Source organism: Rhizobium sp. CB3090, from assembly GCF_029714285.1.
Taxonomy (GTDB): Bacteria; Pseudomonadota; Alphaproteobacteria; order Rhizobiales; family Rhizobiaceae; genus Rhizobium.
The window spans coordinates 1,473,875-1,500,297 of sequence record NZ_CP121663.1 but is presented as its reverse complement, the minus strand read 5'-3'; the positions used below and the strand labels follow the sequence as shown (position 1 = coordinate 1,500,297).

24 protein-coding genes are annotated in these 26,423 nt (G+C 57.9%); 17 read left to right on the top strand and 7 right to left on the bottom strand.

Translation table 11 applies throughout. The features are described 5' to 3' along the window. Positions 1–10 precede the first annotated feature (10 nt). Both betC and QA646_RS25685 read left to right on the top strand, forming a co-directional pair. Positions 11–1,558 (top strand): choline-sulfatase, encoded by a 1,548-nt coding sequence (betC, locus tag QA646_RS25690; protein WP_283059552.1) that lies wholly within the window; start codon positions 11–13, stop codon positions 1,556–1,558. A gap of 83 nt (positions 1,559–1,641) precedes the next feature. Next, positions 1,642–2,676 carry a proline racemase family protein gene (locus tag QA646_RS25685; protein WP_283059551.1) on the top strand — a complete coding sequence of 345 codons (1,035 nt, stop codon included), beginning with the start codon at positions 1,642–1,644 and terminating at the stop codon, positions 2,674–2,676. Positions 2,677–2,731: 55 nt separating this feature from the next. On the opposite strand, the gene QA646_RS25680 is transcribed toward QA646_RS25685, so the two are convergent. Then, on the bottom strand, positions 2,732–3,370 hold the full coding sequence (locus tag QA646_RS25680) for a TetR family transcriptional regulator (protein WP_283059550.1): 639 nt from the start codon (positions 3,368–3,370) through the stop codon (positions 2,732–2,734). Between the two features lie 339 nt (positions 3,371–3,709). Here QA646_RS25680 and QA646_RS25675 point away from each other — a divergent pair, with 339 nt between their 5' ends. From QA646_RS25675 to QA646_RS25665, 3 genes are read left to right on the top strand one after another with little or no spacing between them, the layout of a single operon-like run. Further along, entirely contained in the window at positions 3,710–5,782 is a 2,073-nt protein-coding gene (locus QA646_RS25675) for a hydantoinase/oxoprolinase family protein (protein ID WP_283059549.1), read from the top strand. A 38-nt stretch (positions 5,783–5,820) separates the two neighbouring features. Then, on the top strand, positions 5,821–7,548 hold the full coding sequence (locus QA646_RS25670) for a hydantoinase B/oxoprolinase family protein (RefSeq protein ID WP_283059548.1): 1,728 nt from the start codon (positions 5,821–5,823) through the stop codon (positions 7,546–7,548). After that, positions 7,548–8,387 carry a sugar phosphate isomerase/epimerase family protein gene (locus QA646_RS25665; protein ID WP_283059547.1) on the top strand — a complete coding sequence of 280 codons (840 nt, stop codon included), beginning with the start codon at positions 7,548–7,550 and terminating at the stop codon, positions 8,385–8,387. Before QA646_RS25670 ends, QA646_RS25665 begins: the two co-directional genes overlap by 1 nt. Positions 8,388–8,426: 39 nt before the next feature. Here the strand turns inward: QA646_RS25665 and QA646_RS25660 are convergent, their stop codons facing one another. Together QA646_RS25660 and QA646_RS25655 are read right to left on the bottom strand one after the other, a co-directional pair. Beyond that, positions 8,427–9,728, bottom strand: a complete 1,302-nt coding sequence (locus QA646_RS25660) for an FAD-dependent oxidoreductase (protein WP_283059546.1) — start codon at positions 9,726–9,728, stop codon at positions 8,427–8,429. Continuing rightward, on the bottom strand, positions 9,721–9,948 hold the full coding sequence (locus QA646_RS25655) for a tautomerase family protein (RefSeq protein WP_283059545.1): 228 nt from the start codon (positions 9,946–9,948) through the stop codon (positions 9,721–9,723). Before QA646_RS25655 ends, QA646_RS25660 begins: the two co-directional genes overlap by 8 nt. Before the next feature lie 210 nt (positions 9,949–10,158). Here QA646_RS25655 and QA646_RS25650 point away from each other — a divergent pair, with 210 nt between their 5' ends. Then, complete coding sequence (locus QA646_RS25650; RefSeq protein WP_283059544.1) at positions 10,159–10,947, top strand: shikimate dehydrogenase; 789 nt, start codon at positions 10,159–10,161, stop codon at positions 10,945–10,947. Positions 10,948–11,052: 105 nt separating this feature from the next. On the opposite strand, the gene QA646_RS25645 is transcribed toward QA646_RS25650, so the two are convergent. Further along, positions 11,053–11,799, bottom strand: a complete 747-nt coding sequence (locus QA646_RS25645) for a GntR family transcriptional regulator (RefSeq protein WP_283059543.1) — start codon at positions 11,797–11,799, stop codon at positions 11,053–11,055. A gap of 522 nt (positions 11,800–12,321) precedes the next feature. Between QA646_RS25645 and QA646_RS25640 the strand changes: the two genes are divergently transcribed. From QA646_RS25640 to QA646_RS25615, 6 genes are all read left to right on the top strand, one after another. Beyond that, the gene (locus QA646_RS25640; RefSeq protein ID WP_283059542.1) at positions 12,322–13,092 is read left to right on the top strand and encodes an SDR family oxidoreductase; all 771 of its coding nucleotides are present in this window, start codon (positions 12,322–12,324) and stop codon (positions 13,090–13,092) included. A gap of 2 nt (positions 13,093–13,094) precedes the next feature. Continuing rightward, entirely contained in the window at positions 13,095–13,790 is a 696-nt protein-coding gene (locus QA646_RS25635; protein WP_283059541.1) for an FCD domain-containing protein, read from the top strand. A gap of 185 nt (positions 13,791–13,975) precedes the next feature. Continuing rightward, positions 13,976–14,773 carry an SDR family oxidoreductase gene (locus tag QA646_RS25630; RefSeq protein ID WP_283059540.1) on the top strand — a complete coding sequence of 266 codons (798 nt, stop codon included), beginning with the start codon at positions 13,976–13,978 and terminating at the stop codon, positions 14,771–14,773. A 27-nt stretch (positions 14,774–14,800) separates the two neighbouring features. Then, complete coding sequence (locus tag QA646_RS25625) at positions 14,801–15,757, top strand: ABC transporter substrate-binding protein (RefSeq protein ID WP_283059539.1); 957 nt, start codon at positions 14,801–14,803, stop codon at positions 15,755–15,757. Between the two features lie 66 nt (positions 15,758–15,823). After that, entirely contained in the window at positions 15,824–17,779 is a 1,956-nt protein-coding gene (locus QA646_RS25620; protein WP_283059538.1) for an ABC transporter permease subunit, read from the top strand. Beyond that, on the top strand, positions 17,685–18,884 hold the full coding sequence (locus QA646_RS25615; RefSeq protein ID WP_283059537.1) for a glycine betaine/L-proline ABC transporter ATP-binding protein: 1,200 nt from the start codon (positions 17,685–17,687) through the stop codon (positions 18,882–18,884). Before QA646_RS25620 ends, QA646_RS25615 begins: the two co-directional genes overlap by 95 nt. A gap of 60 nt (positions 18,885–18,944) precedes the next feature. On the opposite strand, the gene QA646_RS25610 is transcribed toward QA646_RS25615, so the two are convergent. Continuing rightward, positions 18,945–20,213, bottom strand: coding sequence for a class II D-tagatose-bisphosphate aldolase, non-catalytic subunit (locus QA646_RS25610; protein ID WP_283059536.1), 1,269 nt, complete (start codon positions 20,211–20,213; stop codon positions 18,945–18,947). Continuing rightward, positions 20,210–21,199, bottom strand: a complete 990-nt coding sequence (locus QA646_RS25605) for a sugar kinase (protein WP_283059535.1) — start codon at positions 21,197–21,199, stop codon at positions 20,210–20,212. The genes QA646_RS25610 and QA646_RS25605 overlap by 4 nt, the downstream gene beginning before the upstream one ends. A gap of 46 nt (positions 21,200–21,245) precedes the next feature. On the opposite strand from QA646_RS25605, the gene QA646_RS25600 reads away from it, so the two are divergent. Then, entirely contained in the window at positions 21,246–21,695 is a 450-nt protein-coding gene (locus QA646_RS25600; RefSeq protein ID WP_283059534.1) for a substrate-binding domain-containing protein, read from the top strand. Here QA646_RS25600 and QA646_RS25595 read toward each other — a convergent pair. After that, positions 21,625–21,930 (bottom strand): hypothetical protein, encoded by a 306-nt coding sequence (locus QA646_RS25595; protein WP_283059533.1) that lies wholly within the window; start codon positions 21,928–21,930, stop codon positions 21,625–21,627. The genes QA646_RS25600 and QA646_RS25595 overlap by 71 nt on opposite strands. 222 nt (positions 21,931–22,152) lie before the next feature. Here QA646_RS25595 and QA646_RS25590 point away from each other — a divergent pair, with 222 nt between their 5' ends. From QA646_RS25590 to QA646_RS25575, 4 genes are all read left to right on the top strand, one after another. Then, positions 22,153–22,896, top strand: coding sequence for a FadR/GntR family transcriptional regulator (locus tag QA646_RS25590; RefSeq protein WP_283059532.1), 744 nt, complete (start codon positions 22,153–22,155; stop codon positions 22,894–22,896). A 56-nt stretch (positions 22,897–22,952) separates the two neighbouring features. After that, a complete protein-coding gene (locus QA646_RS25585) occupies positions 22,953–23,729 on the top strand; it encodes an SDR family oxidoreductase (RefSeq protein ID WP_283059531.1) in 777 nt (258 codons plus the stop codon). A 106-nt stretch (positions 23,730–23,835) separates the two neighbouring features. After that, a complete protein-coding gene (ugpC, locus tag QA646_RS25580; protein WP_283059530.1) occupies positions 23,836–24,903 on the top strand; it encodes a sn-glycerol-3-phosphate ABC transporter ATP-binding protein UgpC in 1,068 nt (355 codons plus the stop codon). A 150-nt stretch (positions 24,904–25,053) separates the two neighbouring features. Continuing rightward, the gene (locus tag QA646_RS25575; protein WP_283059529.1) at positions 25,054–26,367 is read left to right on the top strand and encodes an ABC transporter substrate-binding protein; all 1,314 of its coding nucleotides are present in this window, start codon (positions 25,054–25,056) and stop codon (positions 26,365–26,367) included. Positions 26,368–26,423: the final 56 nt, after the last annotated feature.

Here is a 26,423-nt window from a genome sequence, read left to right as displayed (position 1 = left end):
GAGCACCGCGGTGAAGAAGCCGAATATCCTGTTGGTGATGGCCGATCAGATGACGGCGATCGCGCTGTCGATCTATGGCAACAAGGTTTGCCGGACGCCCAATATTGATCGGCTGGCCGCCCAGGGCTCGGTTTTTGAGAATGCTTATTGCAACTATCCGCTTTGCGCGCCGTCCAGGTTCGCGTTGATGACGGGGCGCCTGCCTTCGCGAATCGGTGCTTTCGACAATGCATCGGAATTCCCCGCGGCCGTACCGACGCTTGCGCATTACCTCCGCGATGCCGGTTATTACACCTGTATATCGGGAAAAATGCATTTCGTCGGACCAGACCAGCATCATGGCTACGAAGACCGTCTGACGACGGAAATCTATCCGGCGGACTTTAGCTGGGTTCCGCCGAAGACCTATGATGAACTAAAAGCAGAGGAGCTGAACGCCAAGGGCTCAGTGCCGTTCGGAGTATCCAGTGTCGAGACCATCGCCGATGCCGGACCACTCGCCCGGTCGCAGCAGATCGACTACGACGATGAGGTCGCCCGCCGTGCCACCCAGCATATTTATGACTGGCGACGCTACGGGGACGGGCGGCCAATGTTCATGACGGTTTCCTTCACGCAGCCGCATGATCCCTATGTCATCACCCGCGACTATTGGGATCTCTATACGGACGAGGCAATCGATCTGCCCCGGACGCCGAAAATCCCGCTGGAAGAAATGGATCCGCACAGCCGTTCGCTCTATTTTCACTACAGCCTCGACAAGTTCGAAGTGACAAACGAAATCTATCGCCAGGCCCGCCGTGGCTATTACGGCATGATCAGCTATGTGGACAGGAAGCTCGGCGAGCTGCGGCAGACGCTGGAAGATGCCGGCATTGCCGACAACACAGTAGTCATCTTCACCTCCGATCACGGCGACATGATCGGCGAGCGTGGCCTGTGGTTCAAGAAGAACCTATTCGATCCGGCAATCCGCGTTCCTCTGGTGCTTTATGATCCGCGTGCACAGGGCTTGAAGCGGGTTATGGCACCCGTCTCGCTGATCGACATCATGCCGACGATGGTGGAGCTCGCAACCGGTTCCCTGGAGCCAATCATCACTGCGCATGAAGGCGATAGCCTCTTGCCTCTTCTTTCACAGGACGAGCCGGAGCGCATTGTGTTCGCCGAACATCTCGACGGCGGTACCAGTGCGCCGCGCGTCATGCTCAGGCGAGGCGCCCACAAACTCGTGGTTTCTGAAGCTTATCCCCCGCAATTCTACGATCTCGCGAACGACCCCGGAGAAACGCTTAATCTCGCGGGCGAACCGTCATGGCAGACGGCTATGGCGGCGCTTGAGGAGCAGGCGAGAGAAACCTGGGATCTTGCCCGATTGAAGCAGGATGTCATGCAAAGCCAGCGCATCCGCCAATTCGTGAACCGCGCCATGCTGAAGGGCAAGCCGCGCGACTGGGAACACTATCCGGATCCAATCCGAGAGCACACCAAATTCGTCCGGACAGGCGATCGTTTTCCCGAAGTGGAGAGGCGATCCTATTTGCCCTACGCAGATTAACAACGGGCGGCCCGCTTATGGCGAGTGCTGCCTTCAATCATTCCAGTGTCTTGGGCGCCGGCGTCCAAAATTGAGAGGCCTACATGATATTCGACCGCAAGCTTGAGATTCTCCAGGTGCATTGCCAGGGGGAAATCGGCAATGTTCTCGTGGGCGGCGCCCCGGAAATCCCGGGTGCGACCGCGCTCGAAAAAATGAACTACATCAATAATGTGGATGACAGCCTGCGCCGTTTCGTGACCTTCGAACCGCGCGCCAATGTAGCCATGACCGTGAACCTGCTTCTGGAGCCTACCCGTCCCGACGCGGATGCCGGCTTCATCGTGCTACAGGCCGATCGTGCGCATGCGATGTCGGGTTCGAACAGCATCTGCGTCGTAACCGCGCTTCTCGAAAGCGGACGCGTGGCCATGGTCGAACCGGAAACCATCGTGCGGCTTGATACGCCGGCCGGCCTCATCACCGCACGGGCTCGCTGTGAGAATGGCCGCTGCCTTTCCGTCAGCATCGATAATGTGCCGAGCTTTGCCGAAGTGCTCGATCAGGAAATCGTCACGCTGCGCTGGGGACGCATCAAAGCCGACATCTGCTTCGGCGGCGTCTACTACGGCCTCGTCGACGTAGAGCAGATCGGCCTTGCCATCGAGCCGAACAATGCACGCGCACTGGCGGAAGCTGGCATTGAGCTCAAGGCGCTGCTTGCGGAGCAGGTCAAGGTCAAACATCCGATGCTGTTAGGTGTGGACGAGATCGCCTATGTCATGTTCCGCTCGCGCGAGCCGGACGGCGCAATCAGAACCTGCACCACGCTAAAGCCCGGCCGCGTCGATCGTTCGCCTTGCGGCACCGGCAGCTCCGCAAACCTGGCAAGCCTGTACGCACGCGGGCTCGTATCCGTGGGAGATAAAAAGATCTCGCGCTCGATCATCGGCGGAGAATTTCATGTACAGGCGTTGGCGGAAGCGGAAGTGGGAGGGCGCAAGGCGGTCATCCCGCGGATTTCCGGCCAGGGCTTCATCTATGGAAAACAGGAATTGCGGCTGGTCTCTGACGATCCTTTTGCCAAGGGCTTTGCTCTTTCGGACACCTGGGGACCGCAGGTGCACCTTCTGGACTAACGGCCTCCCAAGCAGACTGGACCCCATGCACGAAGTATGGGGTCCCTTTTTTGCTTCAAATGGATGCCGGCGGGTTGCGAAGATAGGCAAGGGTCATATCGACGGCCATCTGCTTCTGGGAGGCAATCGCGTCAGCCTCGGCCAGATTCTTCTCAAGCACGATGCCCAGCGTATGCATGTTGGAAAAATAGAAATAACCCAGCGCGGAAATTGAGATGTAGAGGTGCTTGAGGTCGATGCCCGGCCGGAACACGCCCTTGTCCTGACCGTCGCTGATGACCTTTTCCAATTTTTCGAGAAGCGGTGTGTAGAGAAGCTTCACCGAAAGGGTCTCTTTCAAAAAGCGCGCATTCAGCACGTTCTCATGGGTCAGCATTCGCACGATGCGCGGATTGTTGGCAAAGGTATCAAATGTGCGCTCGACCAATTGGCGCATACAGACGACCGGATCGGGATCGTTAAGGTCGATCTCATGCTGCGAGGCGCGCATCTTCTCATAGGTGCTTGCGAGGCTCGCGATGTAGAGATCTTCCTTGCTGTTGAAATACTTGTAGATCAGGCTTTTGTTGGTCTGGGACTGTTCCGCGATGGCATCGATGCGCGCCCCGTCGAGCCCCCGCTCGGTGAATTCCTCGATCGCGAATTCGATGATGCGGCTTTTTGTCTGCTCGGGATTGCGGATACGTTTCTTCACTGCCGCCTCTTGATTTTCGGTCATTCCCTTTGGGCCATTTGGCTATCCCTAAAGAAAGATCGTCAAAGTCGCAAATGCCCAATTGAAAGGGTTTGCGGAAGAGGCGCATTCTCTTCGCAAGCCTTTGTAAACTCATATCTATTTCGTGGCTTTATGCAATTTTCCCGTTGACGGACATCTCCTTCTTCGTTAGCAATAGCGTTATTAAACTAATTAGTTCTATAGCGTGAGGCGGACGGCTGGTCAACCGCTCAATGCGGGTCCGGCAGGGCTTCGCGAGGCACGGCATCTTCACCTCATCATGACCTTTCACAAGCGCTGACGCGCAGGAGGCAAGCAATGAACAACGCACGCATAGGCGTGGATATTGGCGGAACGTTCACCGATCTGGTTCTCTTCGGCGACGGCGGCGAGACCTTCTTTACGAAGGTACCCTCCACACCGGCCAAACCAGAGGAAGCAGTATTGACCGGCATCCGTCAGATCACGGAAACGGCCAGCCTTTCCGTCGCGGCCGTAACAGAAGTGGTTCACGGCACCACCGTTGGCTCCAACACCCTGCTGCAGAAGGTCGGCGCGAAAACAGGGCTGATCACCACGAAGGGCTTTCGTGATGTGCTGGAAATCGGACGTGTCCGCACGCCCACTATGTTCGACCTGAGCTGGGAAAAGGCCGTGCCGCTGATTGCCCGCCGCTACCGTTTGGAAGTGGATGAAAGATCGACGGCCGACGGCCGGATCCTGAAAGAGGTGGACGAGCAGGAAATCATCGAAATCGGCCGGTTCTTCGAGGCCGAAGGTGTGGAATCCGTCGCGATCTGCTTCATCAACTCCTATCGCAATCCCGAGAACGAAACGCGGGCATTGGAAATCATGCGCAAGCATTTTCCAAAGATGTGGGTCACGGCTTCGGTGTCGGTTCTCCCCGAGATCCGTGAATACGAGCGTACCTCGACGACGGCGGTGAACGCCTACGTCTTGCCCTCGCTGCGCGCTTATTTCGAGCGCCTCGAAAACGGGCTGCGCGACATCGGCGTTTCTGCGCCGCTGCTTATCAGCAATTCCAATGGCGGTCTTTCCAGCGCCAGAATGGCGCAGGAGAAGCCCGTCTTCTTCATTTCCTCCGGCCGTTCGGCCGGTGTGGTCGGTGCGGGCCGCCTGGGCGATGCGGCAGGCGAAAAGGATCTCGTCGTCTTTGATATGGGCGGCACGACCGCATCTGCCTCGCTGATCCACAAGGGGGAACTCTCCCGTGCCAACGAATATGAATTCCGCGCTGGCATTTCCACGCCGAGCCGCTTCATCAAGGCGGGCGGCTACCTGATGCGCGTTCCCACGGTCGACGTTGCCGAAGTGGGCAGCGGCGCCGGCTCCATCGCCCGCATCGATGAAGGCGGCCTCTTGCATGTCGGTCCGCTTTCGGCAGGTGCCGATCCGGGCCCGGTCTGCTACGGCATTGGCGGCACCTCTCCGACCGTGACCGATGCCAATGTCGTGCTCGGCTTCCTGCCGCCGGTGCTTGCCGGAGGCACCATGAAGCTCGACGTCGAAGGCGCCCGAGCCGCCGTCAAGCGCGATCTTGCCGAGCCGCTCAAGCTCTCTATCGAGGATGCTGCCTTCGGCATCCGCGAAGTGGTGAACATCAATATGGCACGCACCATCAAGGCAGTGACCGTCGAGCGTGGCGTGGATCCGCGCGACTTCGCGATCCTCGCTTTCGGTGGTTCGGGTCCGGTGCATGCCTGCGATCTTGCCCGCACGCTCGGCATCTCCCGCGTGATTTTCCCGCGCTCGCCGGGCGTTTTCACAGCAACGGGCATGCTGGCTGCCAAGGTGGAGCGCTATTTCCTGCGCAGCCTCAACGGTATGCTGGACCAACTGCCTGTGGAGCGCGTCAATGCACTGCTGAAAGAAATGCGTGCAGAGGCCATCGCCTCGTTGGCGGAGGAAGGCTATTCGGAAGGTCAGGTCGAGTGTGGCTTCGAGGCGGATCTTCGCTTCAAGGGCCAGGATTTCGAGCTGCCGATTGCACTTCCTGAAAAGGTAACAGAAGAAGATCGGGCGCGCTTGCGTGCCGACTTCCGCGAGGCTTACAAGGCGATCTACGGCTATGCCTCAGACGACAGCGTCGAAATCGTCAACATCAGGCTGAACGCAAGCGGCAACAGCGGCAACCGGCTGGCTTTCACCGCACACCGGCCCGAGGACGGCCCTGCGGATGTCACCGTCCGCAAGATCTATTTCTCCCGCAAGGATGGCTGGATCGACACGCCGATCCACAAGCGCGCCACCTTCCGAGGCGGCGCGGCCGGGCCGCTCATCATCGAGAGCCCCGACACGACCATCGTCATTCCGCCGGGTGCGAAGGCCGATCTCGATGCCTTTGGCAATGTCGTCGCCTCGCTTGCCTAAGACCCGTTTGGCCTGAACCCATTCAAGGAGCTGTTCCCATGGCCCAGAAACACAACGACCCCATTACGTTCGCCGTCATCAAGAACGCGCTCGACACGATCGTCGACGATATGGCCTTTGCCGTCATGCGCACAGCGCGCTCGCCGATCGTCCGGGACGTGCTCGATTATTCCGTGACGCTCTGCGACAAGCATGGCCGCATCCTCTCGCAGGCGAAGACGGTGGCCCTCCATCTGGGCGCCGTGCCGGATGCGATGGCTGTCATCATGGAGCGCTATGCCAATGATCTCGCGGCCGGCGACGTGATCGTCTTCAATGACCCCTATGAGGGTGGCATGCACCTGCCGGATATTTTCATGATCCGGCCGATCTTCCATCAGGACAGCCTGCGCGGCTTTTCGGTGGTAATTGCCCATCATTGCGACGTCGGCGGTCGTGTACCCGGTTCCAATGCGGCCGACTCCACGGAAATCTTCCAGGAAGGCCTGCGCATCGCGCCGATGAAGCTTTACAGCAAGGGTGTGCTCAACGACACGCTGATGCGGATCATCGGCAAGAACGTCCGCCTGCCTGAACTGGTCTTCGGCGATCTCGAGGCACAGTTCGCCACGTGCAACCTCGGCGAACGCGAACTCCTGCGTCTCATCGAACGCTACGGCGCGGATGAACTCGACAGCTATTTCGATGACCTGATCGACTACGGTGAGCAATTGACGCGCGCAGCAATCCGCTCCTGGCCGGATGGAGAATACAGCTTCGAGGACTATATCGACGGCGATGGCTTCTCGACCGATGCGATCCCGATCCGCGTCAAGCTAACGGTCGATGGCGATCATCTCAACGTCGATTTCGCCGGTTCTTCGCCACAGGTGAAGGGCGCGATCAATTCCACGCTCTCCTTCGTCAAGTCGGCCACCTATCTCTCGGTGCGCTGTGCGCTCGATGCCGAAGTTCCGAACAATGCGGGTGTCTATCGCTGCATCACCATCGCGGCGCCGGAAGGTTCGATCCTCAATCCGCAGATGCCGGCGGCCGTCGCGGCACGCGCGCTGACAGGCTATCGTGTCGTTGATACGGTGCTCGGAGCATTGTCGCAGATCGCCCCGCGTAAGGTCATGGCGGCCGGCGAGGGGGGTAATACGGTTCTCGCCTTCGGCGGTTGGGATAAAGAAACCCGCGAGCCGTTCGTGCTGGTCGATATGATCAACGGTGCCTGGGGCGGGCGCTGGAACAAGGATGGCGTGGAGGGTGTCACCAATCCGTCCCAAAATATGTCCAACCTTCCGGTCGAGACGCTGGAAGTCCGCTATCCTCTGATGATGGACGAATACAGTCTGCGGCCGGATTCTTGCGGCGCCGGCGAATATCGTGGCGGTCTCGGTCTCATCCGCCAGTACCGCCTGCTTGCCGAGGAAGCCGTTCTCCAGATCCGTGCTGACCGCCACGACCATCCGCCTTATGGGCTGTTCGGCGGCAAGCCGGCGGCGCCCTGCGTCAACATCCTCGATCCGGATGGCGAAAACATCGTCCTGCCTGCCAAGATCACCCGCACTATCGGAAAGAATGTCGTGGTTCGTCACGAACAGGCTGGCGGTGGTGGGTATGGCAATCCGCTGAAGCGCTCGCTGGAACTCATCTGCGACGATCTGTCGAACGGCAAGATCACGCGTGCATATGCCGAAGCGCACCACGGGGTCGTGTTTGCAGACGATGGATTTTCTGTCGACGAAACAAATACGGCCAAGCGCCGCGGAGGCGCAGCGTAATGAGTGGATACGATCTTTCCCGCTTCGCAATCAATCAGATCACGACCCCTAAATGGTCCATGCCGCAGGCTATCGAAGGCTATGCCGCCCAAGGCATCCGCGGAATTGCCGTCTGGCGGAATTTCCTCGATGACTACGGTCTAGGGGCGACCGCACGCCATTTGCGAGATGCAAACATGTGGGTTGCGTCGCTTTGCACCAGTGCCTGGGTGAACGAAACCGACCCGGCGAAGCTTCGCGCCGCGATCGACACCAACAAGCGCATCCTTGACCAGGCAGCGGCCATCGGCGCACCTTGCGTCGTCATGGTTGTCGGGGGCCTGCCTGTGGGAGACAAGGATCTGGCCGGTCAGCGGCGTCGGATTCGCGACGTCTTGGTGGAGCTCGCACCTTATGCGCGCTCTGTCGGGGGCAAGCTGGGGCTTGAGCCTCTTCATCCGATGTATTGCGGTGATCGAAGTGCCATGAACCTGATCACCGAATGCAATGACCTTATCGACGAACTGGGTGATGAATCGGCCAGCCTCGTCCCGGATGTCTATCATTGCTGGTGGGATCCGGCATTTGAACGGGAGCTGCGCCGCGCCGGCCCTACGCGCATCCAGACCTTCCATTATTGCGACTGGCTTGTTCCGACCAGAAATCTGCGTGATCGCGGCATGGTGGGAGATGGCGTCATCGATCTTCCGCGAATTCGCGGCTGGCTGGACGACATTGGCTACGACGGCCCGTTCGAGTTGGAGATTTTCTCCGAGCTCGATTGGTGGGAGCGCGATCCGGCGGAAACGGTGCGCATCGCTATCGAGCGCTGCGGGCCTTTGGTCGGCCCACGCAAATAAAGGAGGCCACTTGCCGAGAGGCAAGTGGCGTTATCCCGCTCAATTTAGAGGGTAGCGAATAAGATCGTTACCCTCTTTCGGCGTTGGTATTTTCTGTCCCAGAGAAAATCGAGTGGCCTTGTAAGGCGTGAGATCCAGCGATGATTTCCGGCAGGTGACCAGATCTGCAACCAATTTCCCGGTCGTGGCGCCGAGCGTCATGCCAACTTGTCCATGACCGAATGCCATCACGACGTTCGCGTGATCTGTTGCCCTGTCGATGACGGGCATCGTATCCGGCATGAAGGGCCTCGGCCCCATCCATTGCTTTCCACCTATGATGTCCAGACCTGGAAGAACAGCTTTTGCCTTTTCGGCAATGATATTGGCACGTTCGAAATTGGGTTTGGGATCAAGCCCCGCGACCTCTATGGTGCCGCCAATGCGCAGGCCACTTTCCATGGGGGTGAGAACGAAGCCACCATTCGAATAAAGAATGGCGTGATTCACCTTCACATTCGGATTGGGCAGATGATGATGGTAACCCTGTAATGCCGCGAGCGGCACTTTAATCCCGAGGTCCCGCGCAAGCTTGGCACTCCAGGCACCTGCAGCCAACACAATGCGCTTTACGGCTATCTGCTCCCCATTTGAAAGACGGATAGCAGACACTCTCCCGCCCTGGGTCACAAGGTTTGTGACCGACCCTTTCCGTAGGAAGCCACCCCGCGTCTGAAAGAATTCGGCAAGCTTATTCCGGACGATGCCAGGATCAGAAAACTGCAGCCAATCCTCCAGAAGCAGCCCGCAGGTGATCGGTCCAGAAAGCGCCGGTTCGATCGCCTTCAGATCCTTGCTGTCTAGAAAGCGATGTTTGAATCCGTGTCGGACCCGGAGGTCCCAGGTGAAGCTATCGGCATCTATATCGGCCTTCGAATTGAAGGCCATAATATTAGGCTTCGTGACAAGCTTGTCGGATAGTCCGGCGGATTGCAAAAGGGCTCGATAATCATCCTCGGCTCGGGAAAGAAGCGGGGTCATCCCCGCTACGATTTCCAAAACCCGGCTCCGTCTGCCGGACCAAAGAAAGCGCAGCAGCCAAGGCATTTGGCCGATCATGTCCTTCGGACGAACAAAAAGCGGGCTCTTCGGATCCGACAGCCATTTTGGAATTTTTTGCAGAATGCCCGGCTTGGATATCGGGACAATCTCGCCTGCTGCAAGCAAACCGCAATTCCCGTAGCTCGCCGCTTCCGTTTCCACGCCGCGATCCACCAGTTCGACGGCAAAACCTTCATCCTGAAGCGCAATGGCAGAACATATGCCGATGATGCCACCGCCAATTACCGTGACATCACTCACCTGAAAGAGCCTTTTCTCGCGCGATCACCGTAGGGGCTCTTGCATCAAGCATGGCACCGCTTTTTGACCAGTTGCTCCGTTCATACTCGCTAAAGACGATCTGGACGTCATCCTCGGTGCATTTTGCGATACGCGCGAGTTCTGCCGTGAAAACCTTGGCGATCTCGCTCTTTTGTTCATGGGTTCGGCCCGCAAGCATATCGATGCGAATGACTGGCATAAGAAATCTCCGAATTTGGAATGATGCGAAGCATGCGACCACCACCTCGGCGGACGACCGGATTATGGGAGCCGCTGTCCGTCTCGATGGCTCGATCCATCAGCGAAATATTGCATATCTAATGTCGACATTCCATACGCAATGTGCAAGAAAAGTTCGAAAGATGATTGTGCTTGCTGCGGTTGGCGCTTCGGAAAGGTCGGAGGAAAAATGATTACCGGGACTACAAAGATCTTTTACATGCTGGCGCATCCGATTTCGCATGTCCGTACTCCGGAGCTGATAAATCCGTTGTTTGCAGCTCGTGGCATCGATGCCGTCATGGTGCCGGTACATTTTGCTCCTGAGGATTTCGCCGCCGGCTGGGATGCGATCAGGAAAACTCGCAATTTGGGAGGGCTCGTCGTCAGTGTTCCGCACAAAGAACATGCGTATGCCCTTGCCGACGAAGCGGAACCCGCCGCCGAGGAATTGGGAGCTGCCAATGTCATCCGCCGCGAAGCCGACGGTCGAATGATTGCGACGAATATGGATGGCCCGGGATTCTTAAAGGGAATGCTGAACGACGGACGCGATGCAGCCAACCAGGATGTGCTTCTTATCGGTGCCGGTGGTGCCGGAAAAGCGATCGCCTTCTCTCTTGCGAGAAGTGGCTGCAATTCGCTTCGGATAAACGATACCGATGCCGCGCGCGCCACTGCGCTCGCAGAAGATATCAAGAGGCGCTATCCGCATTTGGCCGTTTCGGCGACCAGTAGCGACCTTGAAGGCATTAGCATGCTAGTGAATGCAACGCCATGCGGGCTTCATCCCGAAACGGATCCGCTTCCAGTGGACATACGCAACTTGCAGCCCAACATGCTGGTTGCCGATATCATCATGAAGCCGCGCGAGACGCCCTTGCTTAAAGCCGCGATGGCTTGTGGGTGCCAGGTTCGTTACGGAGCGGGCATGCTCGATACGCAAATCGAGTTGATGATCTCGTACTTCGGCTATTAAAGCGATTCAGCGTTTCACGGAATCGCTTTCCCGCTCTATTCCTTTGTTTTTACGCATTCCGGACGGAAACCGCTGCGCACTTTTCCTGGAAGTGCTCTAAACACCTCAACCCTGGTTATCGGCAAAGTCCAGACTGAGCTTGGCGGTTAGATTCCGGTTCAGGAATTCCATGAACCGGCCCCTGAATTGTACCGCATGGAGATGTGCTTCGTGTTCGGCTCGATCGGCGTCGCGCATTTCGATGGCATCAATGATGGCAACGTGTGCGGCCGACACCTCCTTTTGGGTCAAATTTGGGTCCAGCGACTGATATTGGAAGTGAAAGAACAATAGTCGGCGACCCTCTTGCAAGAGACGACGGTAAGAGTCTGCAAAGTAGGAATTCCGGCAAGCCGCGGCTATAGCCATGTGGAATTCAAAATTTTTCTCGATCATTCCGATGGAATCGCCTGATTTCATCGCATTGCTCAACTCCTGCTCGTAGCCCTTTTGAGCCTCGCGAATTTTAATCAAGTCCGCCGGTGTACGATGAAGCGCGGCAAACCGCGTAACGACCCGTTGCATGAGATCCAAAGCGTCCAGGAACTCTGGCATTTTGTCGAATTCCATCGGCGTCACAATGATGCTGCGGTTCGGCAAGATTTGCACCAGCCCCTCGCCGGAAAGCCGCACGAGCGCTTCCCGGATCGGAGAGCGCGAAAGCTTGAACCGTTGGCTAAGGCTGACTTCGTCAAGCGAAGTCCCGGGAGCGATGAGGACGCGAAGAATGTCGTCACGCAGCTTCTTATAGACGCGAGCGCTGCCGGTTTCTTTGAGGCCACTCACATTGTCAACTTTTCGCGGTGATGCCAAGATCATCTTCCTGGAAATCGATCATAGATTGGTAAGACGGGAACGGCGTATAGCCCTGATCGATAGCTGGTTTGCCGATTCTTTAAGATGCCATCATAATGTATGTTGTATGAACAATTGTCGACAACGAATTGGCGCATCTCCGCACGTATCAACGCAGGCGACCGCCTGCGATCGGAAATCAGGACATTGCTGGATCTGGCTTTGGTCACCTGTCGCTATATGCCGGTGGTTGTGACGGGCTGGTCATATCGCCGATTGCGCAACGTGGGCTCCCCTTTTGAATGTCCAATACCATGACGGTAACAAAGGCCGGAGAGGACCAATCGGCGGATTGACGTTCACGTTAATAAAACCAGGGATCAAGGTCGGCGCACCATTCGAGTCGAACGCATCTCACGCGCGCTTACGTCGATACTTATGCGACGCGGAAGGCGATTGAATGCGCTACGATTGACGCCATGTGCTGTATCCACTACGTCATCAGATTGAGCCAAAGACAGCCCAACGGAAAACGATGTCATGACTGCACTACGGCTTGAGAACAAAAGAGCGCTGATCTCTGGCGGTGCAAATGGGGCCGGTGCTGCTTCAACCAGGCTGTTCTGCAAAGAAGGCGCAGCCGTTGTGTTCGTTGACAAAGACGGCGTTGCAGGTTCCTTGCTTGAGCAGGAGCTGATCGCGGACGGCCATCGAGTGAAGTTCATCGAAGGCGACGTGTCGAAACCGGATGTCGTCGATGCGGTGGTTGCGTCGGCTGTCAATTTTTTAGGTCACATCGATATCCTGTTCAATCATGCGGGCATCATCATCGTGAAACCGTTCCTCGATTTCAGCCTCGCGGAATGGGACGAGATGATGGACAACAACGCAAAGTCCGCTTTTCTGATGAGCCGCGCCGTCCTGCCGTCCATGCTTGAGAGGGGCAAAGGTGTGCTCGTCTTCACATCCACGACCGGGGTGCGGGCGGCGACGCATCTCGAGTCACTCTACAGCGCGTCGAAGTCGGCAATGCACATGCTCTCAAGATCAATCGCCGTCGAATATCGGGACAAGGGAATCCGGTCGAATGCCCTCTGCCCCAGTTTCGTCCGCACTCGGCATGGCGAGCATGAGATAAAGCAATTGAGGAAGTTCGGCATTCTCGCCTCGGAGCAAGATGTCGCCATTATGCAGGGACGGATCTGCGAGCCGGAAGAAATTGCGGAGGTGGCGTTGTTTCTCGCGAGCGATGCGTCAAGTTTCGTCAATGGTGTCGAGCTCTTCGTCGACAATACCTTCACGGCGGTCTGATCATGCTTTGGGGCTTACGGCCGGTTCAGACGCAGGCCGCCTACAACTTGGCGGTGGACAAGCTTCGCAGACAAATACATCTCGGATTGCTTCTTCCGAACGAGCGGCTTCCCTCGGAGAGAGCGCTTGCCGAAGAAATCAACATCGCTCGCGTGACGTTGCGCGAGGCTTTGCGCGTCCTCGAGGGCAACAAGTATATCGTCATCAAGCGGGGCCAACATGGCGGTGCGTTCGTGGAAAAGCTCGAGGTGTTGGACCAGGTCGCTATGTTCCGCATTTCGTCGGATCGGGCGGGCATGATGCGGATACTTGAGTTTCGCGAGGCAAATGAGCAGGCGGCGATCCGCCTTGCGACCACACGAGCAACCTTGCCGGAACTCAAGCGCATGCGCGCGGCACTCGGTCAGATGCGTGATGCCAGGGAACCCGCGTCGCTGAAGCAGGCGGAGACCATGTTCACGCTCGCCATGGCGGATGCGGCCCACAATCCTCTCATTTCGCATGCGGTTGAGGATGGTCTCGACCAGATGTTTCTTCCGTATTTCGTCGCGGAGTTCGACCATTGGCGGTCGGTCAGCACGAACCTCTATTCGAAGCTCTTAGGTGCAATCGAGGCACAAAACGCCGATCAAGCCGCAGCAGTAGTTGGCGAAATCCTGGCACGTGATTGGGTTCGCGTGAAAGCGATCACCGTCTAGTCCTGCACTCTCCGGCCTTCGCGCATTTTGCGATCAAACGCTCGGCACTCCTTCCCAGAGTTGTCGGCCAAGCTGCCGGTGAAACCAATATCATTAAAATTTGGCCAACGAACATGCGTCGCTCTTGACATCTTGCCGCCTTGGTCCAATGGTCTAAGAAATATACCATTAAACAGGGGCGCGATGTGAATCTGAATATCTCAAACGATCTCAAAACCCAGCGCTTGGAAGGCAAGATCGCGGTGATCACGGGCGGAGCCGGGGGAATGGGCAAGGCGGCCTCCATTTTGTTCGCCAATGCAGGAGCCAAAGTCGCGATCCTCGATATTCAGGACAACGCGGGGATCGAGACCGTCAGGGAGATCAAAGCAAACGGTGGCACGGCGATGTTCCTGAAAACCGACGTTTCGAAATCGGCCGACGTAGAGGCGTCGCTGCAAAAAGTCGAAGATACTTTCGGGCCGATCAATGTTCTCTTCAACCACGCCGGCACGCTGATCGTAAAGCCGTTCCACGAGACGACGGAAGCCGACTACGACAGGATGATGGACATCAACGTCAGGTCTGCGTTCCTCGTTTGCAGAGCCGTTGTCCGTCGCATGCTTAAGACCGGTGGCGGTTCAATCGTCATCACCTCGTCCATTGGCGGTGAGAAGGGCTTTGCGCTGGAGTCGGTCTATTGCATGTCAAAGGGTGCGGTGCTGCAACTCGCGCGCACGATTGCGGTCGAATACCGCGACGCGGGTATTCGCTGCAACGCGATCTGCCCAGGATTCGTGAAAACCGCGCACGGCCTTGTCGAAATCGAGCAGCTTGACGGTCTCGGTCAGAAGTGGAGCGAGACCGATCTCAACGCCGTGCAAGGCCGTATTTGCGAGCCGGAGGAGGTTGCTCAGGCGGCGCTCTTCCTCGCAACCGATGAAGCCAGCTTCATCAATGGTGCGGCGCTCTACGTCGATAACGGCTGGTACGCCAAAGGCTAACTGTCTTAACAAAGAAGAGGGTGAACAATGAAAACGACACTGAAAATGCTGGGTCTCCTGGCTGGCCTGAACATCGGACTTGCTCCGGCCATGGCCTTCTCGCCGGAGTCGGACGAACCGATCAAGATCATGGTCGCAGACTGGACCTCGATGGCGATCAACACCGACATCGTCGCCCAGATTCTCGGCTCCTACGGATACAACGTCCAAAAGGTGGTTGCAGATGACTCTGCGCGCTACCCCGGCTTCGAATCTGGCGACCTGACGATCGCCGTCGAGACTTGGCAGACCACGCAGCAGACCGCGTTCGAGAAGTCGGTGGCGACCGGTAAGGTCGTCGACCTCGGCGAAACCGGAATGCATGCGAAGGAGGAATGGTGGTACCCGGAATATATGAAGGAACGCTGCCCGGGTCTTCCTGATTGGACCGCATTGAAAAAGTGCGCCGAGGCGTTCTCCACGGCTGACACCGCGCCGAAGGGCCGATATCTCTCCGGTCCAGTCGCCTGGGGCGGGCATGATGAAGAGCGTGTAGCGGCTCTCGGTCTGCCGTTCGAAGTCGTCCACGCCGGAACCGAAGCAGCACTGTTCGCGGAGCTGAAGTCGGCCTATGAGCGCAAGGCTCCGATCATGCTTTGGGTCTACGTGCCGCATTGGGTTCCCGCCGTCTTCAAGGGCGAGTTCGTCAATTTCCCCAAATATGAAGCAGCGTGCACCACGGACGCGGCCTGGGGTGTGAACAAGTCGGCGACCTATGACTGCGGTAAGCCCGAAGGCTGGATCAAGAAGATGGGCTGGGCCGAAGGCGAGAAGAAGTGGCCCTGCGCTTATCAGATCGTCAGGAACTTCACCATGGACAACGACACGATCAGCAAGTTGGTGCAGGAAGTCGATGTGAACGGTCGCTCCATCGAGGACGTTTCAACGGAGTGGCTGAAAGCCAACGAGCCGACGTGGCGCAAGTGGGCAGCCTGCGCACAGTGAACTCCAAGAGCGGAGCGCCTCGATCGGGGTGCTCCGTTTTCGCATCCGAACGTCTTGGAGCTATCCGTGAGAGCTGACACAACATCCGATCCGACCTTCGTCGGGACGAAAACCCATATATTCCTGGCCATCTTGATCGGCACCGCGATCTTCGAATTCGTCCTGCCTGCCGAGTATGGGGGTGTCCCATCCGGCTTGCTGCTTCCGATCGCCGCCTGGTTCGATCAGTTGCTCAACTTCATTGCGAACGGCGTCCACATTTTCGGTGTCACGATTCAGCAGATAACACGCGCTTGCGCCGTGGTGCTCGACATCCCGATCAAAGCCCTGACCACTGTCTTCGTCGACGGCATTCAAAAAGGCTATGGTTTCAATAAGGTTCAGATCGCTCCGCCTATGTCATGGCTCGGGGTTTCTGTCGCCGTCATTTGGGTCGCGCGGCGCGTCGGCGGCATCCAACTGCTCCTGCTTGCGTTGGTCACCGTCCTCTACATCCTGTTCCTCGGCCTGTACCAGGCGACGATGACCACGCTCGCAAGTGTGATGGGCAGCATCGTGCTCGCCACCGTCGCAGGCCTGTTCATCGGCGTTGCGAGCGCTCGCCATGCTGGCGTCTACACGGTCGTCCGCGCGGTCATGAACCTGACGCAGACGGTTCCGATTTTCTCGTATCTGCTTCCGACCTTGATGTTCCTTGGTTACGGACCGAGCGCCGCTGTGTTCGCGACTTTCGTTTATGCGCTGCCGCCCATGGTCCATGCGACGGTTCTGGCGCTGCAGAGCGTCGAACCTGAGATCGTGGAATATGCTTCGATGGCAGGTTGCACCAAACAGCAGAACCTCTGGCGCGTTCAAATCCCGGCCGCCTTGCCTAAGCTCGGCATCGGCTTGAACCAGGTCGTCATGATGTCCTTCAACATGGCAATTCTGACGTCAATGATCGGCGTCGGAGGGCTGGGTTATCTCGTTCTGCAAGCGTTGCGGCGGTTGGACATAGGTGCGGGCCTTGAAGCCGGAATGGGGATCGTCCTGCTTGGCATTCTGCTCGATCGGATCACGCAGGCGACGTCGAACAGGCAATCCGGCAGTCAGCCGCCCTTCAACAGGAAGGATTGGTTGCTCATCGGCGCCGCGCTCATCGTCACCACGCTCGCCTCGTACTTGCTTCCGGCCCTCGCGACATGGCCGAAGCAGCTAGTCTTCACATCGGCCTCCATTTGGAACGACATGGTGAGCTGGATCAACGTCCATCTGTTCGATGCCCTCGACGGTATCAGGACGTTCCTGATCCTCGATGTGTTCTATCCATACCGCGACTTCCTGTTGGGCCGTTCGTTTCTGGGGATCGTCGTCTTCTCGGTCCTCGGATCGGCTTTGATCGGCGGGCCTCGATTGGGCCTGCTGGTCGCCGCCCTCCTCGTGTTGATCGGCAGCACGGGCTTTTGGACGCAAGCTGTTTTGTCGTTCTACCTGGTCTCGATGTCCGTTGCCATTGCGATCCTCGCCGGCGTGCCGATCGGCGTCTTCGTCGCCCGCAACGACTGGGCGAGGCACGGCACGCTGTTCGTTCTGGACACACTACAGACGCTTCCCACACTCATCTATCTGCTTCCGGCCGTCATGTTGTTCCGCAACGGCGATGTGTCCGCGATCTTCGCCATCGTGTCCTATTCGATCGCTCCAGCGATCCGCTACGTCATGGAAGGCCTGCATCAGGTCCCAAGTCAACGTATCGAGGCCGGAAAGATGTCGGGCTGCAATAGCTGGCAGCTCTTCCGTCACATCGAGGTTCCAAGTGCATTTCCGACGCTACTGCTCGGCCTGAACCAGACGGTGATGATGGCGCTTTCGATGCTGATTATCGCGGCGATGGTGGGCACGAAAGATCTCGGTCAGGAAGTGTTCATGAGCCTGACCCGATCGGAGGTTGGCAAGGGCATCGCGGTCGGCATTTGCGTCGCCGCTTTGGCGCTTATTTCCGATGCGCTGCTCAAAACGGCATCCAGCAAGCAGTCGGCCTAGCAAGAGATTCCTTGAAATGAACACGGGAACTATGATGACGAACCAATCGATGCTGTCGTGCAGCAACCTGACCAAGGTCTTCGGCGCGAGGTCGATGCAATCGATCGACACCCTCGATCTGAGCGATTCCGAGGGACTGAAGGCGAGGGGCCTCTTCGCGGCAGTCAAAAATGTCACCTTCGATGTCAAGCGTGGCGAGACCTTCGTGGTGATGGGGCTGTCCGGCTCGGGGAAATCCACTTTGGTGCGGTGCCTCACGCGACTGATCGAGCCCAGTCGTGGCACGATCGCCGTCGACGGTCTGGATTTCACCACTGCCAGCGAGCGGACACTGATCGAAATCCGCCGCAAGAAAATGGGAATGGTGTTCCAGCATTTCGCATTGCTTCCCAATCGTTCGGTGCTGGAAAACATCATGTTCCCGCTGGAAATTCAGAAGGTCAGCCAGGCCGACGCCAGGAAACGCGCTGAGGAACTGATCGCGACCGTCGGACTTCAGGGACTCGAGAAGCGTTTCCCTCGAGAGATGTCGGGCGGACAACAACAGCGCGTGGGGATTGCGCGCTCTCTGGCCACTGATCCTCCGGTCTGGTTCCTCGACGAACCATTCTCGGCATTGGATCCCCTGATCCGCACCGATCTGCAGGACGAACTGCTGAGGCTGCAACGTGGATTTCACAAGACGACCGTCTTCATCACCCACGATCTGGATGAGGCGGTCAAAATTGCAGATCGGATAGCGATCATGCAGAATGGCTCGATGGTCCAGATCGGAACGCCCGAGGAACTGATCCTCAATCCAGCCAATGATTATGTGCGTCGGTTTGTGAGCAAGGTTCCCTTGGCGAAAGTCGTCCGCGTATCAAGTCTTATCGAGCCAGGTCTTGAGCCAGAGGGCACGCCTCCATGCGTAGCAGGCAGCGACACGGTCGAGACGGTCGCTGCCTCACTTCTCGATGGTCCGGAGGTTGTTGCGGTGAACGGTTCGGACGGCAAGCGGATCGGCTATATGCGAAGAAGCAAGGCCATCGCGGTGCTCGCAGGCGTCAGGGCTCAGATCATGAGCGGCTCAACTCAGCCCGCCGCGCATCCGCTCCCCTGCTGATGCCTACCATCGAGACATCCAGCGACATTCAGCCAGGGGAGAAGACGCTGCCGGGCGAAATTAAGTTGCCGAGCGACACGCACGGCCGTACGTCTCGAGAACATCGGAGACATAGAGCTTTACAATGGTCGGAACGTCATCGCCTGGACGAATCTTATCGGCAATGCGTCCAAGAAACTGACTTGCCAGCGTCTCCGGGATGGAGCGACCTTGCAAGGTGGCTTCCAATTCTCGGACTGCGTTCATGGCAGCAGGTAGACCCCAGTAGTATCGGATGCGGTCACTGTAGCTATAAAGCAGTTGCAAAGCGATTTCGGTGTTGCTGCCATGGTAGTGACCCTGCCAATCGCTCTTGTTCGCCAGCATGAGCCGCTCCATCGTGGAGGCGAGACGTCTTGAGTATCCGCGGTTCAATTCCGTGGCGATCAGATCGAGGGCAAATAGGCCCTCACGCAGCGCGAACGTAAGGCCCGGTCCGACCTTCAGAATCGGAAAGCCGTCCCGAACCAAAGCGGCCAACGACGCTTCGGTTTGATAGTCCGTCGAGTGGGCCTCGAAATTTAGACTGTCTTCCTTGTCGAGAACCTTGGTGAGCTCGCGCGCAAGTTCGGGCTTGTAGGGCACGACGTTTTCATTGCCGAATTCGACTCCAGGCTGGACGACAAATGCGATGCAACGATCGAATGCCTCAGAAAGGCCATTTCGAGTGAAAATCTCGCGGTGGGTGTCTATCGTTGCTTGCGCATCCGAAGCCGTTGTCGGTTCCACTATGTCTAGGGCGTGGTTCGCACCGCCCGGCACGGGGACTTCAGTTCCGAGAACGTAGAGCGGCCGTGTTCCGACCACCTTCGCAGCACGCTCGGCTACGGCGGCAAGTTTTGCTGCTCTCTCCGCTACTATGGCGTCACCGAGGACCTTAGGATCGTCGCCACATGGCATAGAGGCGTCGAGGTGTATTTTTGTAAAGCCAGCCTTCAAGTAGGCTGCGACCATTTCCTCGGCCTTCGCCATCGCGGCTGCAGAAGTCTCGTTGCGCCACGGGTTCGGACCGAGATGGTCGCCACCGAGGATGACGTCCGATGTCGGAACGCCTCTGGCTCTTGCGAGTTCAAGCACTTCTTTTGCGAAGTCAGCGGGAGTTTTGCCGGTGTATCCCCCATATTGGTTGACTTGATTGCAGGTGGCCTCGATGAGCACCGGCCCCGGGTTCTTGCGGGCCAAAGACATGGTTGCATCGAGTACCCACGGGTGAGCCGAACACACAGAGGTTATTCCAGCCGGCTGCCCTGCGCGTCGAGCATCGGCGAGGTTTCGAAGAAAAGCGCTCATTTTGTTCTCCGCGGAGTAGACGCTATGAATGCGTCGAGTTCGATAATGTTCGGGAGACCTGTCATTGGTCCTTGGAGGGTTACATTGCGGGCTCCAGCCGCCGCTGCCCGCTCAAGCGAGGCCTCTGGCCCAAGTCCCTGGCGCCGCGATGTGAGATAGGTTGCTCCGAAGGCGTCACCCGCCCCGGTAGGGTCAACTTCCTCGACGACAAAACCATGAAAATCATATCGTGCGCCTGCGGCGCCGAAGTAGGTCGCGCCGTCTTTGCCACGCTTGAGGACAATCTCGTCGATGCCGAGACCATGCAGGTGCGTTACCGCGGCGGCTTCGCCCTCAATACCGGCAGCAACAAAAAGTTCCTCTCCGGATGGTAGAAGCAGATCGGCATTCCGAAGCATGTATTCGAACTGTTGCCGAAGGTTGCCGCTTCCGAGAAGTTCCTTCCTGACATTCGGATCGAATGAGACCGATCCGCCTCGTTCATGCACCGCTTCGATAGCGGTTCGGATAGCAACCTCCGCTCCGGGTATTGCAAAAGCCGATCCCATGACGTGAACATGACCGGCTCGCGCGATAAGCGCTTTTGCCTGAGGGCTCAGTTCGATCGAGCCGGCGGCCGAATGCATGATGTTGAAGATGAAGTCTCGCGATCCGTCGTCTCGATAGCGGACGAAGGCGCTGCCTGTCGGACGATCCGTTGATATGGAAATTGCGGAAGTATCTACCCCGTCGTTTTGAAGCCGCTCGACGTTCAAGGCTCCGAAATCGTCATTGCCTACGCTTGCGATGATTCCCGCCGCGCCGCCCAGGCGGGCGACTTGGTCGATGAAGATCGCAGGCGCTCCACTCGGAAAGGGGCCATACAGGCTTTGCGCTTCTTTAAAACCAAAGCCTGTCGTGGTCGCCATGACTTCCACGAGGATTTCCCCGACGGTGATCGTCGGCCCCAGAGTTTCAGGGGCTAGTCTTCCCGCAGGCTTAGCCATGTGTGTTCTCCATAATATCAGGTCTGGTTACTCGGCGTAGGCGGTCATGTCGCCAAGGCTATCCTCTGCACCAACGACCGTATTGCATTCGGTGCAATCGCGGCGCCCCCAAATTGGGGCTGAAGGTCGGCCACGGGGCAACGCGGACATCAGAATAGCCGGTCACGACGATCATCCATTGTCGCGATACGCTTGTCCGCCGATAACGGCGGTCGCACAAAATGTCAGTGAGATCGGCGGATGCGCCGTGAACATGCTTCTTGCCATGCTAGGCGAGGCCGATTCGGAGAAGGAAAGCTTTAGCCCCACGAGTCGCTTCTTATTGTCTGGCGAATTAGGCGTCCTCAGCTGCAAGCGCGCGTCATCGCAACTGGATTTTTCCAACCACCGAACGTCGAATCTTCGCACCATGGCGGCGGGAGTTCTTAAATCCCAGATCCGTCGAGTTGCTCGGCGTCGTCACCCTCCCAGGGTGAGGGCATCGAGGTGCGATTGAGATTGGCCGAGGGCATCGGCATCCAGCACTTCAATTCCGGTTCGGCGTATTCGATAATGCGGCCGGGCGAGGAATCTGAGGCCCGCCATCCTTCTGCACCGAAATGATCGCCGTTCGACCAATAGGCGAGGTCAACTTCTGCCTGCCCCTGTTCGGACTGGCGGATCGTGACGAGGATCCGGCTACCATCTTTCGGTGCGCTTGCCATGTGGCGCCAGCGGTCTGGCTCGTCCATCTTTTTCCTCCTGCCTTGCTGCGGGTTACAAGTGTCGCCTCGCCATCGAAAACGGTCAACTGAAACTTTGCATCGGCGGAACGATGCCAGAGACCACGTTCCGCAGTCCCACCGAGGGGAGCGGGACGCAAACTGCCGCTTGAACGTGAAATGTCTTGACTGATTTCCTCAGCTATCTTTAATAAACTGATCTGCTGGACCAACCAGTGGACCGGAGGCTTGATGGGCGTCAATCCACTCTTGACCGAGGTACCGAATATCGCGCGGAGCCTCGCCCGCCGAACGGCTCGTGGCGTCATCGCCGAAAAGCTGATGGTCTTGATCGCCACGAATATGCTGCGGCCAGGCGACGAGCTGCCAGGCGAACGCGAGCTGGCCAATGTTCTCCATGTCAGCCGCGAAACGGTGCGCGGTGCCATCCAGACCTTGGCCGCACAGGGTATCATCGAGGTTTCGCACGGCAGCCGCAGTCGTGTCGGCAAAGTCGATCTCAGCCACATCACAGTTACGATCGCTTCTCCCAATGCGATCGACAGCTACGATCTGGAATCGGTCCACGCGGCACGTCTCCACATTGAGCTCAAGGTTGTCGGCGACGCCGCCGAACGGATCGACGATCCGACGTTAGCGAAACTGCAAGCCCTATTGGAAGCGCAGCGTCTCAGCAGTGGCGACGCGATGCGTTTCCTGATTTGTGACCGTGAGTTCCACATTGCGATATATCGCGCCTGCGGGAACCTGCTCCTCGCCGATTTTGTCACCGATCTATACACCTACATGATGAATCACCGGCGCAACGCCATGTCCCAGCCGGGCGCCATCGAAGCCAGTTACAGTGATCATGTATCGATCATCGAAGCGCTCGCGCGGCATGATCGAGATGCCGTCGTTGCGGCGTTCCAGCATCATCTGACACGTATTTACGAAACGACCAAGGCTCTGCTGACCGTAGGCAATCCGGTTTGAGCTGAACAGCGTCAGGAGATCTGCCTGACATGCATGTGAGGGAGGAAAAATCTGAGATGGGGCAATCCGAAACTGCATCGGGAACCCGAATCGCGCTCGTCACCGGCGGCGGTACGGGCATCGGCCGCTGCGTCGCCAAGGCGCTGTGCGAGGAGGGTTATGCCGTTGTCATTACCGGCCGCCGCAGCGATGTGCTGGAAAAAGCCGCGAGCGAACTTGCCGCCGAGACCGGCGGTACGATGCGGGCAATCGCCTGCGATATCGGCGCTGCAGAGCAGGTGGCTGACCTCTTCGGCAAGATCAAGGCAGAATTCGGCCGGCTCGATCTCCTCGTCAACAATGCCGGCAGCGGCGCTCCAGCGATCCCGCTCGAAGACATCACTTTCGATCAGTGGAGCAGCGTGGTCGCGGCCAACCTCACCGGTGCTTTTCTTTGCACGCAGCAGGCGTTCAGGCTAATGAAGTCACAGGAGCCCCGCGGCGGCCGCATCATCAACAATGGATCGATTTCGGCGACGACGCCGAGACCGAATTCCGCCCCTTATACTGCGACCAAGCATGCGATCACGGGTCTTACCAAATCAACCGCACTCGACGGGCGGCCATTCGATATCGCGTGCGGCCAGATCGATATCGGCAATGCCGCAACGGAAATGACTGCAAGGATGGGTTCCGGTGTGCTGCAGGCAAATGGAGAAATCGCCAGCGAACCGACGATTTCCGCCGAGCATGTCGCTCGTGCCGTCGTCTACATGGCAAGCCTTCCGTTGGAGGCAAACGTCCTGACCATGACGGTGATGGCGACAAAGATGCCGCTCGTCGGCAGGGGATAGGATGCCGAAAGCGAATTGGTGACGTTCTGGCTGTGATATCCCTGGAGGATGGGGTCACCGGCAGATCGAGGTCAAAAATGAGGACAAAGTTCTGGGAGGAGCTTTTATGGCAGGTGTCGAGTTTGTCGATGTCAGGAAATCATTCGGAGCGTTTCCGGTCATCAAGGGCGTGAACATCGAGATTGCGGACGGGGAGTTTGTGATCTTGGTCGGGCCGTCCGGATGTGGAAAGTCCACACTTCTCAGAATGCTTGCCGGGCTCGAGAACATTTCCGCCGGCGAGATCCGTATCGGCAATCGCGTCGTCAATGGCGTGGCGCCCGGCGACCGCGACATAGCGATGGTGTTTCAGAATTATGCGCTTTATCCGCATATGTCGGTGGCACAGAACATGGCTTTCTCGCTGATGCTCAAACGCTCGCCGAAAGCGGACATGGATCAGCGTGTCAAAAAGGCCGCGGATATTCTCGGTCTCACCAAATTGCTCGACCGCTATCCCCGCCAGCTTTCCGGTGGTCAGCGACAGCGTGTCGCCATGGGCCGGGCGATCGTGCGCGATCCACAGGTCTTCCTCTTCGACGAACCGCTTTCCAATCTCGATGCAAAGCTCCGGGTTGCCATGCGTGCGGAGATCAAGGGACTTCATCAGCGTCTTGGCACCACGACCGTCTACGTCACGCATGATCAGATCGAGGCGATGACGATGGCCGACAAGATCGTCGTCATGCATGACGGCGTCGTGGAGCAAGTGGGAAGGCCGCTGGATCTTTACGACAAGCCGGCCAATCTTTTCGTCGCAGGCTTCATCGGTTCGCCGGCGATGAACATGATCAAGGGCCGCCTCGATGTGGAGAGTGATGGCCGTTTCATCGCGTCGGACGGAACCGTGCTGCCGATCGCAAATCCGCCGGCCGGCGCGACGGGTCGCGACCTCATCTATGGGCTGCGTCCGGAATATATCACGCCCGACGACAACGGCCTGCCGGCAGAAATCATCGTGATCGAGCCGACCGGCTATGAAACGCAAATGACGGTTCGGTTTGGCGGCAGCGATGTCAACTGCGTCTTCCGGGAACGGATCGATGCCCAACCCGGCGATACGCTGCGCATTTCCATCGATGTGCCGCATGTCCATCTCTTCGACGCCGAAAGCGGTCAGAGATTGACTGTCTGAAGCCGCTTCAGGAGAGCGGGAAGAAGAGGAGTCTTCCCGTTCAACCATTGCGGCAGAAGCATCCGGCAGGTCGGATGCGATGGTCGGCGTTCACCCGGACGGGAAGGTGGGCGCCGGGGATTCGCTCCCGTTTTAAAAAGGAGGAGTATCATGACATTCAAGAGACGTGACTTTCTTGCCGCATCCGCGGCAGCGGCCGGTATCGCCGGCCTCTCGCCACTCGGTATACGCCCATCTTTCGCCCAAACCGAACCCAGCTACACGCCCGAAAAGGGCGCAAGCCTCCGGCTTCTTCGTTGGACGCCCTTCGTCAAGGGAGACGAGGATGCCTGGCTTGCCAATACCAAAAAGTTCACGGAGGCGACGGGCGTCGAAGTTCGCATCGACAAGGAAAGCTGGGAAGATATCCGACCGAAGGCTGCCGTCGCCGCCAATGTCGGTTCCGGTCCGGACATGGTGATGTGCTGGTTCGACGATGCTCACCAGTATCCTGACAAACTCGTCGACCTGACGGAGCTCGCCACCTATCTCGGCAACAAATATGGCGGCTGGTATGACGGCCTGCGCGGTTATGCAACCCGGGGCGACAAATTCATCGCCATGCCGCTGACGGCGATCGGCAATGCCGTCGTTTATCGGGACAGCCATGTAAAGGCCGCCGGTTTCAACGAATTCCCCAAGGATACGGCGGGATTCCTTGAGCTTTGCAAGGCCATGAAAGCCAAGGGCACGCCCGCTGGCTTTCCGCATGGCAAGGCCGTCGGTGACGGCAACAATTATGCCCATTGGCTGCTTTGGAGCCATGGCGGCAAGATGGTGGATGAAAACAGCAAGGTGACGATCAACAGCCCCGAAACGCTCGCGGCCATCCGCTATGCCATGGATCTTTATGCGACCTTCATTCCGGGCACCGAAAGCTGGCAAGACATCAACAACAACCGGGCCTTCCTTGCCGGACAAGTATCGCTGATCGCAAATGGCGTATCGGTCTACTATTCGGCGAAGAAAGATCCGAAGCTTGCCGAAATCGCGGCCGATATCAGAACCACAAACTTCCCGATCGGCCCGGTCGGCAAGAGTGTCGAGCTGCACCAGACGAGCTCGCTGGTTCTTTTCAGCCATACCAAATATCCGGAAGCCGCCAAGGCTTACATCAAGTTCATGATGGAAGGCGACCAGATGAACGCCTGGATCGAAGGATCGAGCGCCTATTGCTGCCAACCCTTGAAGGCCTTTGCCAATAACCCCGTTTGGACCGCCGATCCGGTCCACGCACCCTATGCCCGTGCCTCGGAAACGCTTCGCCCCAACGGATATGCCGGTCCCCTGGGCTATGCTTCGGCAGGCGTCATGGCCGACTACGTGCTCGTCGACATGTTCGCCGCCGCCGTGACGGGGCAGATGACGCCGGAGGATGCGATGAAAGAAGCTGAGCGCCGGGCAAACCGCTACTACAAGGTTTGATCCCGCGAAGATCTGCAGCATGCCGGGGCCGGCATGCTGCGACTGTCCATCAGGAG

Bases quoted from the DNA above. Each gene is read 5' to 3' on its own strand.
- QA646_RS25650 (WP_283059544.1), top strand. From the start codon at position 10,159: ATGATTACCGGGACTACAAAGATCTTTTACATGCTGGCGCATCCGATT.
- QA646_RS25640 (WP_283059542.1), top strand. From the start codon at position 12,322: ATGACTGCACTACGGCTTGAGAACAAAAGAGCGCTGATCTCTGGCGGT.
- QA646_RS25625 (WP_283059539.1), top strand. From the start codon at position 14,801: ATGAAAACGACACTGAAAATGCTGGGTCTCCTGGCTGGCCTGAACATC.
- QA646_RS25600 (WP_283059534.1), top strand. From the start codon at position 21,246: ATGTCGCCAAGGCTATCCTCTGCACCAACGACCGTATTGCATTCGGTG.
- QA646_RS25635 (WP_283059541.1), top strand. From the start codon at position 13,095: ATGCTTTGGGGCTTACGGCCGGTTCAGACGCAGGCCGCCTACAACTTG.
- QA646_RS25605 (WP_283059535.1), bottom strand. From the start codon at position 21,199: ATGGCTAAGCCTGCGGGAAGACTAGCCCCTGAAACTCTGGGGCCGACG.
- QA646_RS25610 (WP_283059536.1), bottom strand. From the start codon at position 20,213: ATGAGCGCTTTTCTTCGAAACCTCGCCGATGCTCGACGCGCAGGGCAG.
- ugpC (WP_283059530.1), top strand. From the start codon at position 23,836: ATGGCAGGTGTCGAGTTTGTCGATGTCAGGAAATCATTCGGAGCGTTT.
- QA646_RS25670 (WP_283059548.1), top strand. From the start codon at position 5,821: ATGGCCCAGAAACACAACGACCCCATTACGTTCGCCGTCATCAAGAAC.
- QA646_RS25675 (WP_283059549.1), top strand. From the start codon at position 3,710: ATGAACAACGCACGCATAGGCGTGGATATTGGCGGAACGTTCACCGAT.
- QA646_RS25575 (WP_283059529.1), top strand. From the start codon at position 25,054: ATGACATTCAAGAGACGTGACTTTCTTGCCGCATCCGCGGCAGCGGCC.
- QA646_RS25595 (WP_283059533.1), bottom strand. From the start codon at position 21,930: ATGGACGAGCCAGACCGCTGGCGCCACATGGCAAGCGCACCGAAAGAT.
- QA646_RS25685 (WP_283059551.1), top strand. From the start codon at position 1,642: ATGATATTCGACCGCAAGCTTGAGATTCTCCAGGTGCATTGCCAGGGG.
- QA646_RS25665 (WP_283059547.1), top strand. From the start codon at position 7,548: ATGAGTGGATACGATCTTTCCCGCTTCGCAATCAATCAGATCACGACC.
- QA646_RS25585 (WP_283059531.1), top strand. From the start codon at position 22,953: ATGGGGCAATCCGAAACTGCATCGGGAACCCGAATCGCGCTCGTCACC.
- QA646_RS25655 (WP_283059545.1), bottom strand. From the start codon at position 9,948: ATGCCAGTCATTCGCATCGATATGCTTGCGGGCCGAACCCATGAACAA.
- QA646_RS25590 (WP_283059532.1), top strand. From the start codon at position 22,153: ATGGGCGTCAATCCACTCTTGACCGAGGTACCGAATATCGCGCGGAGC.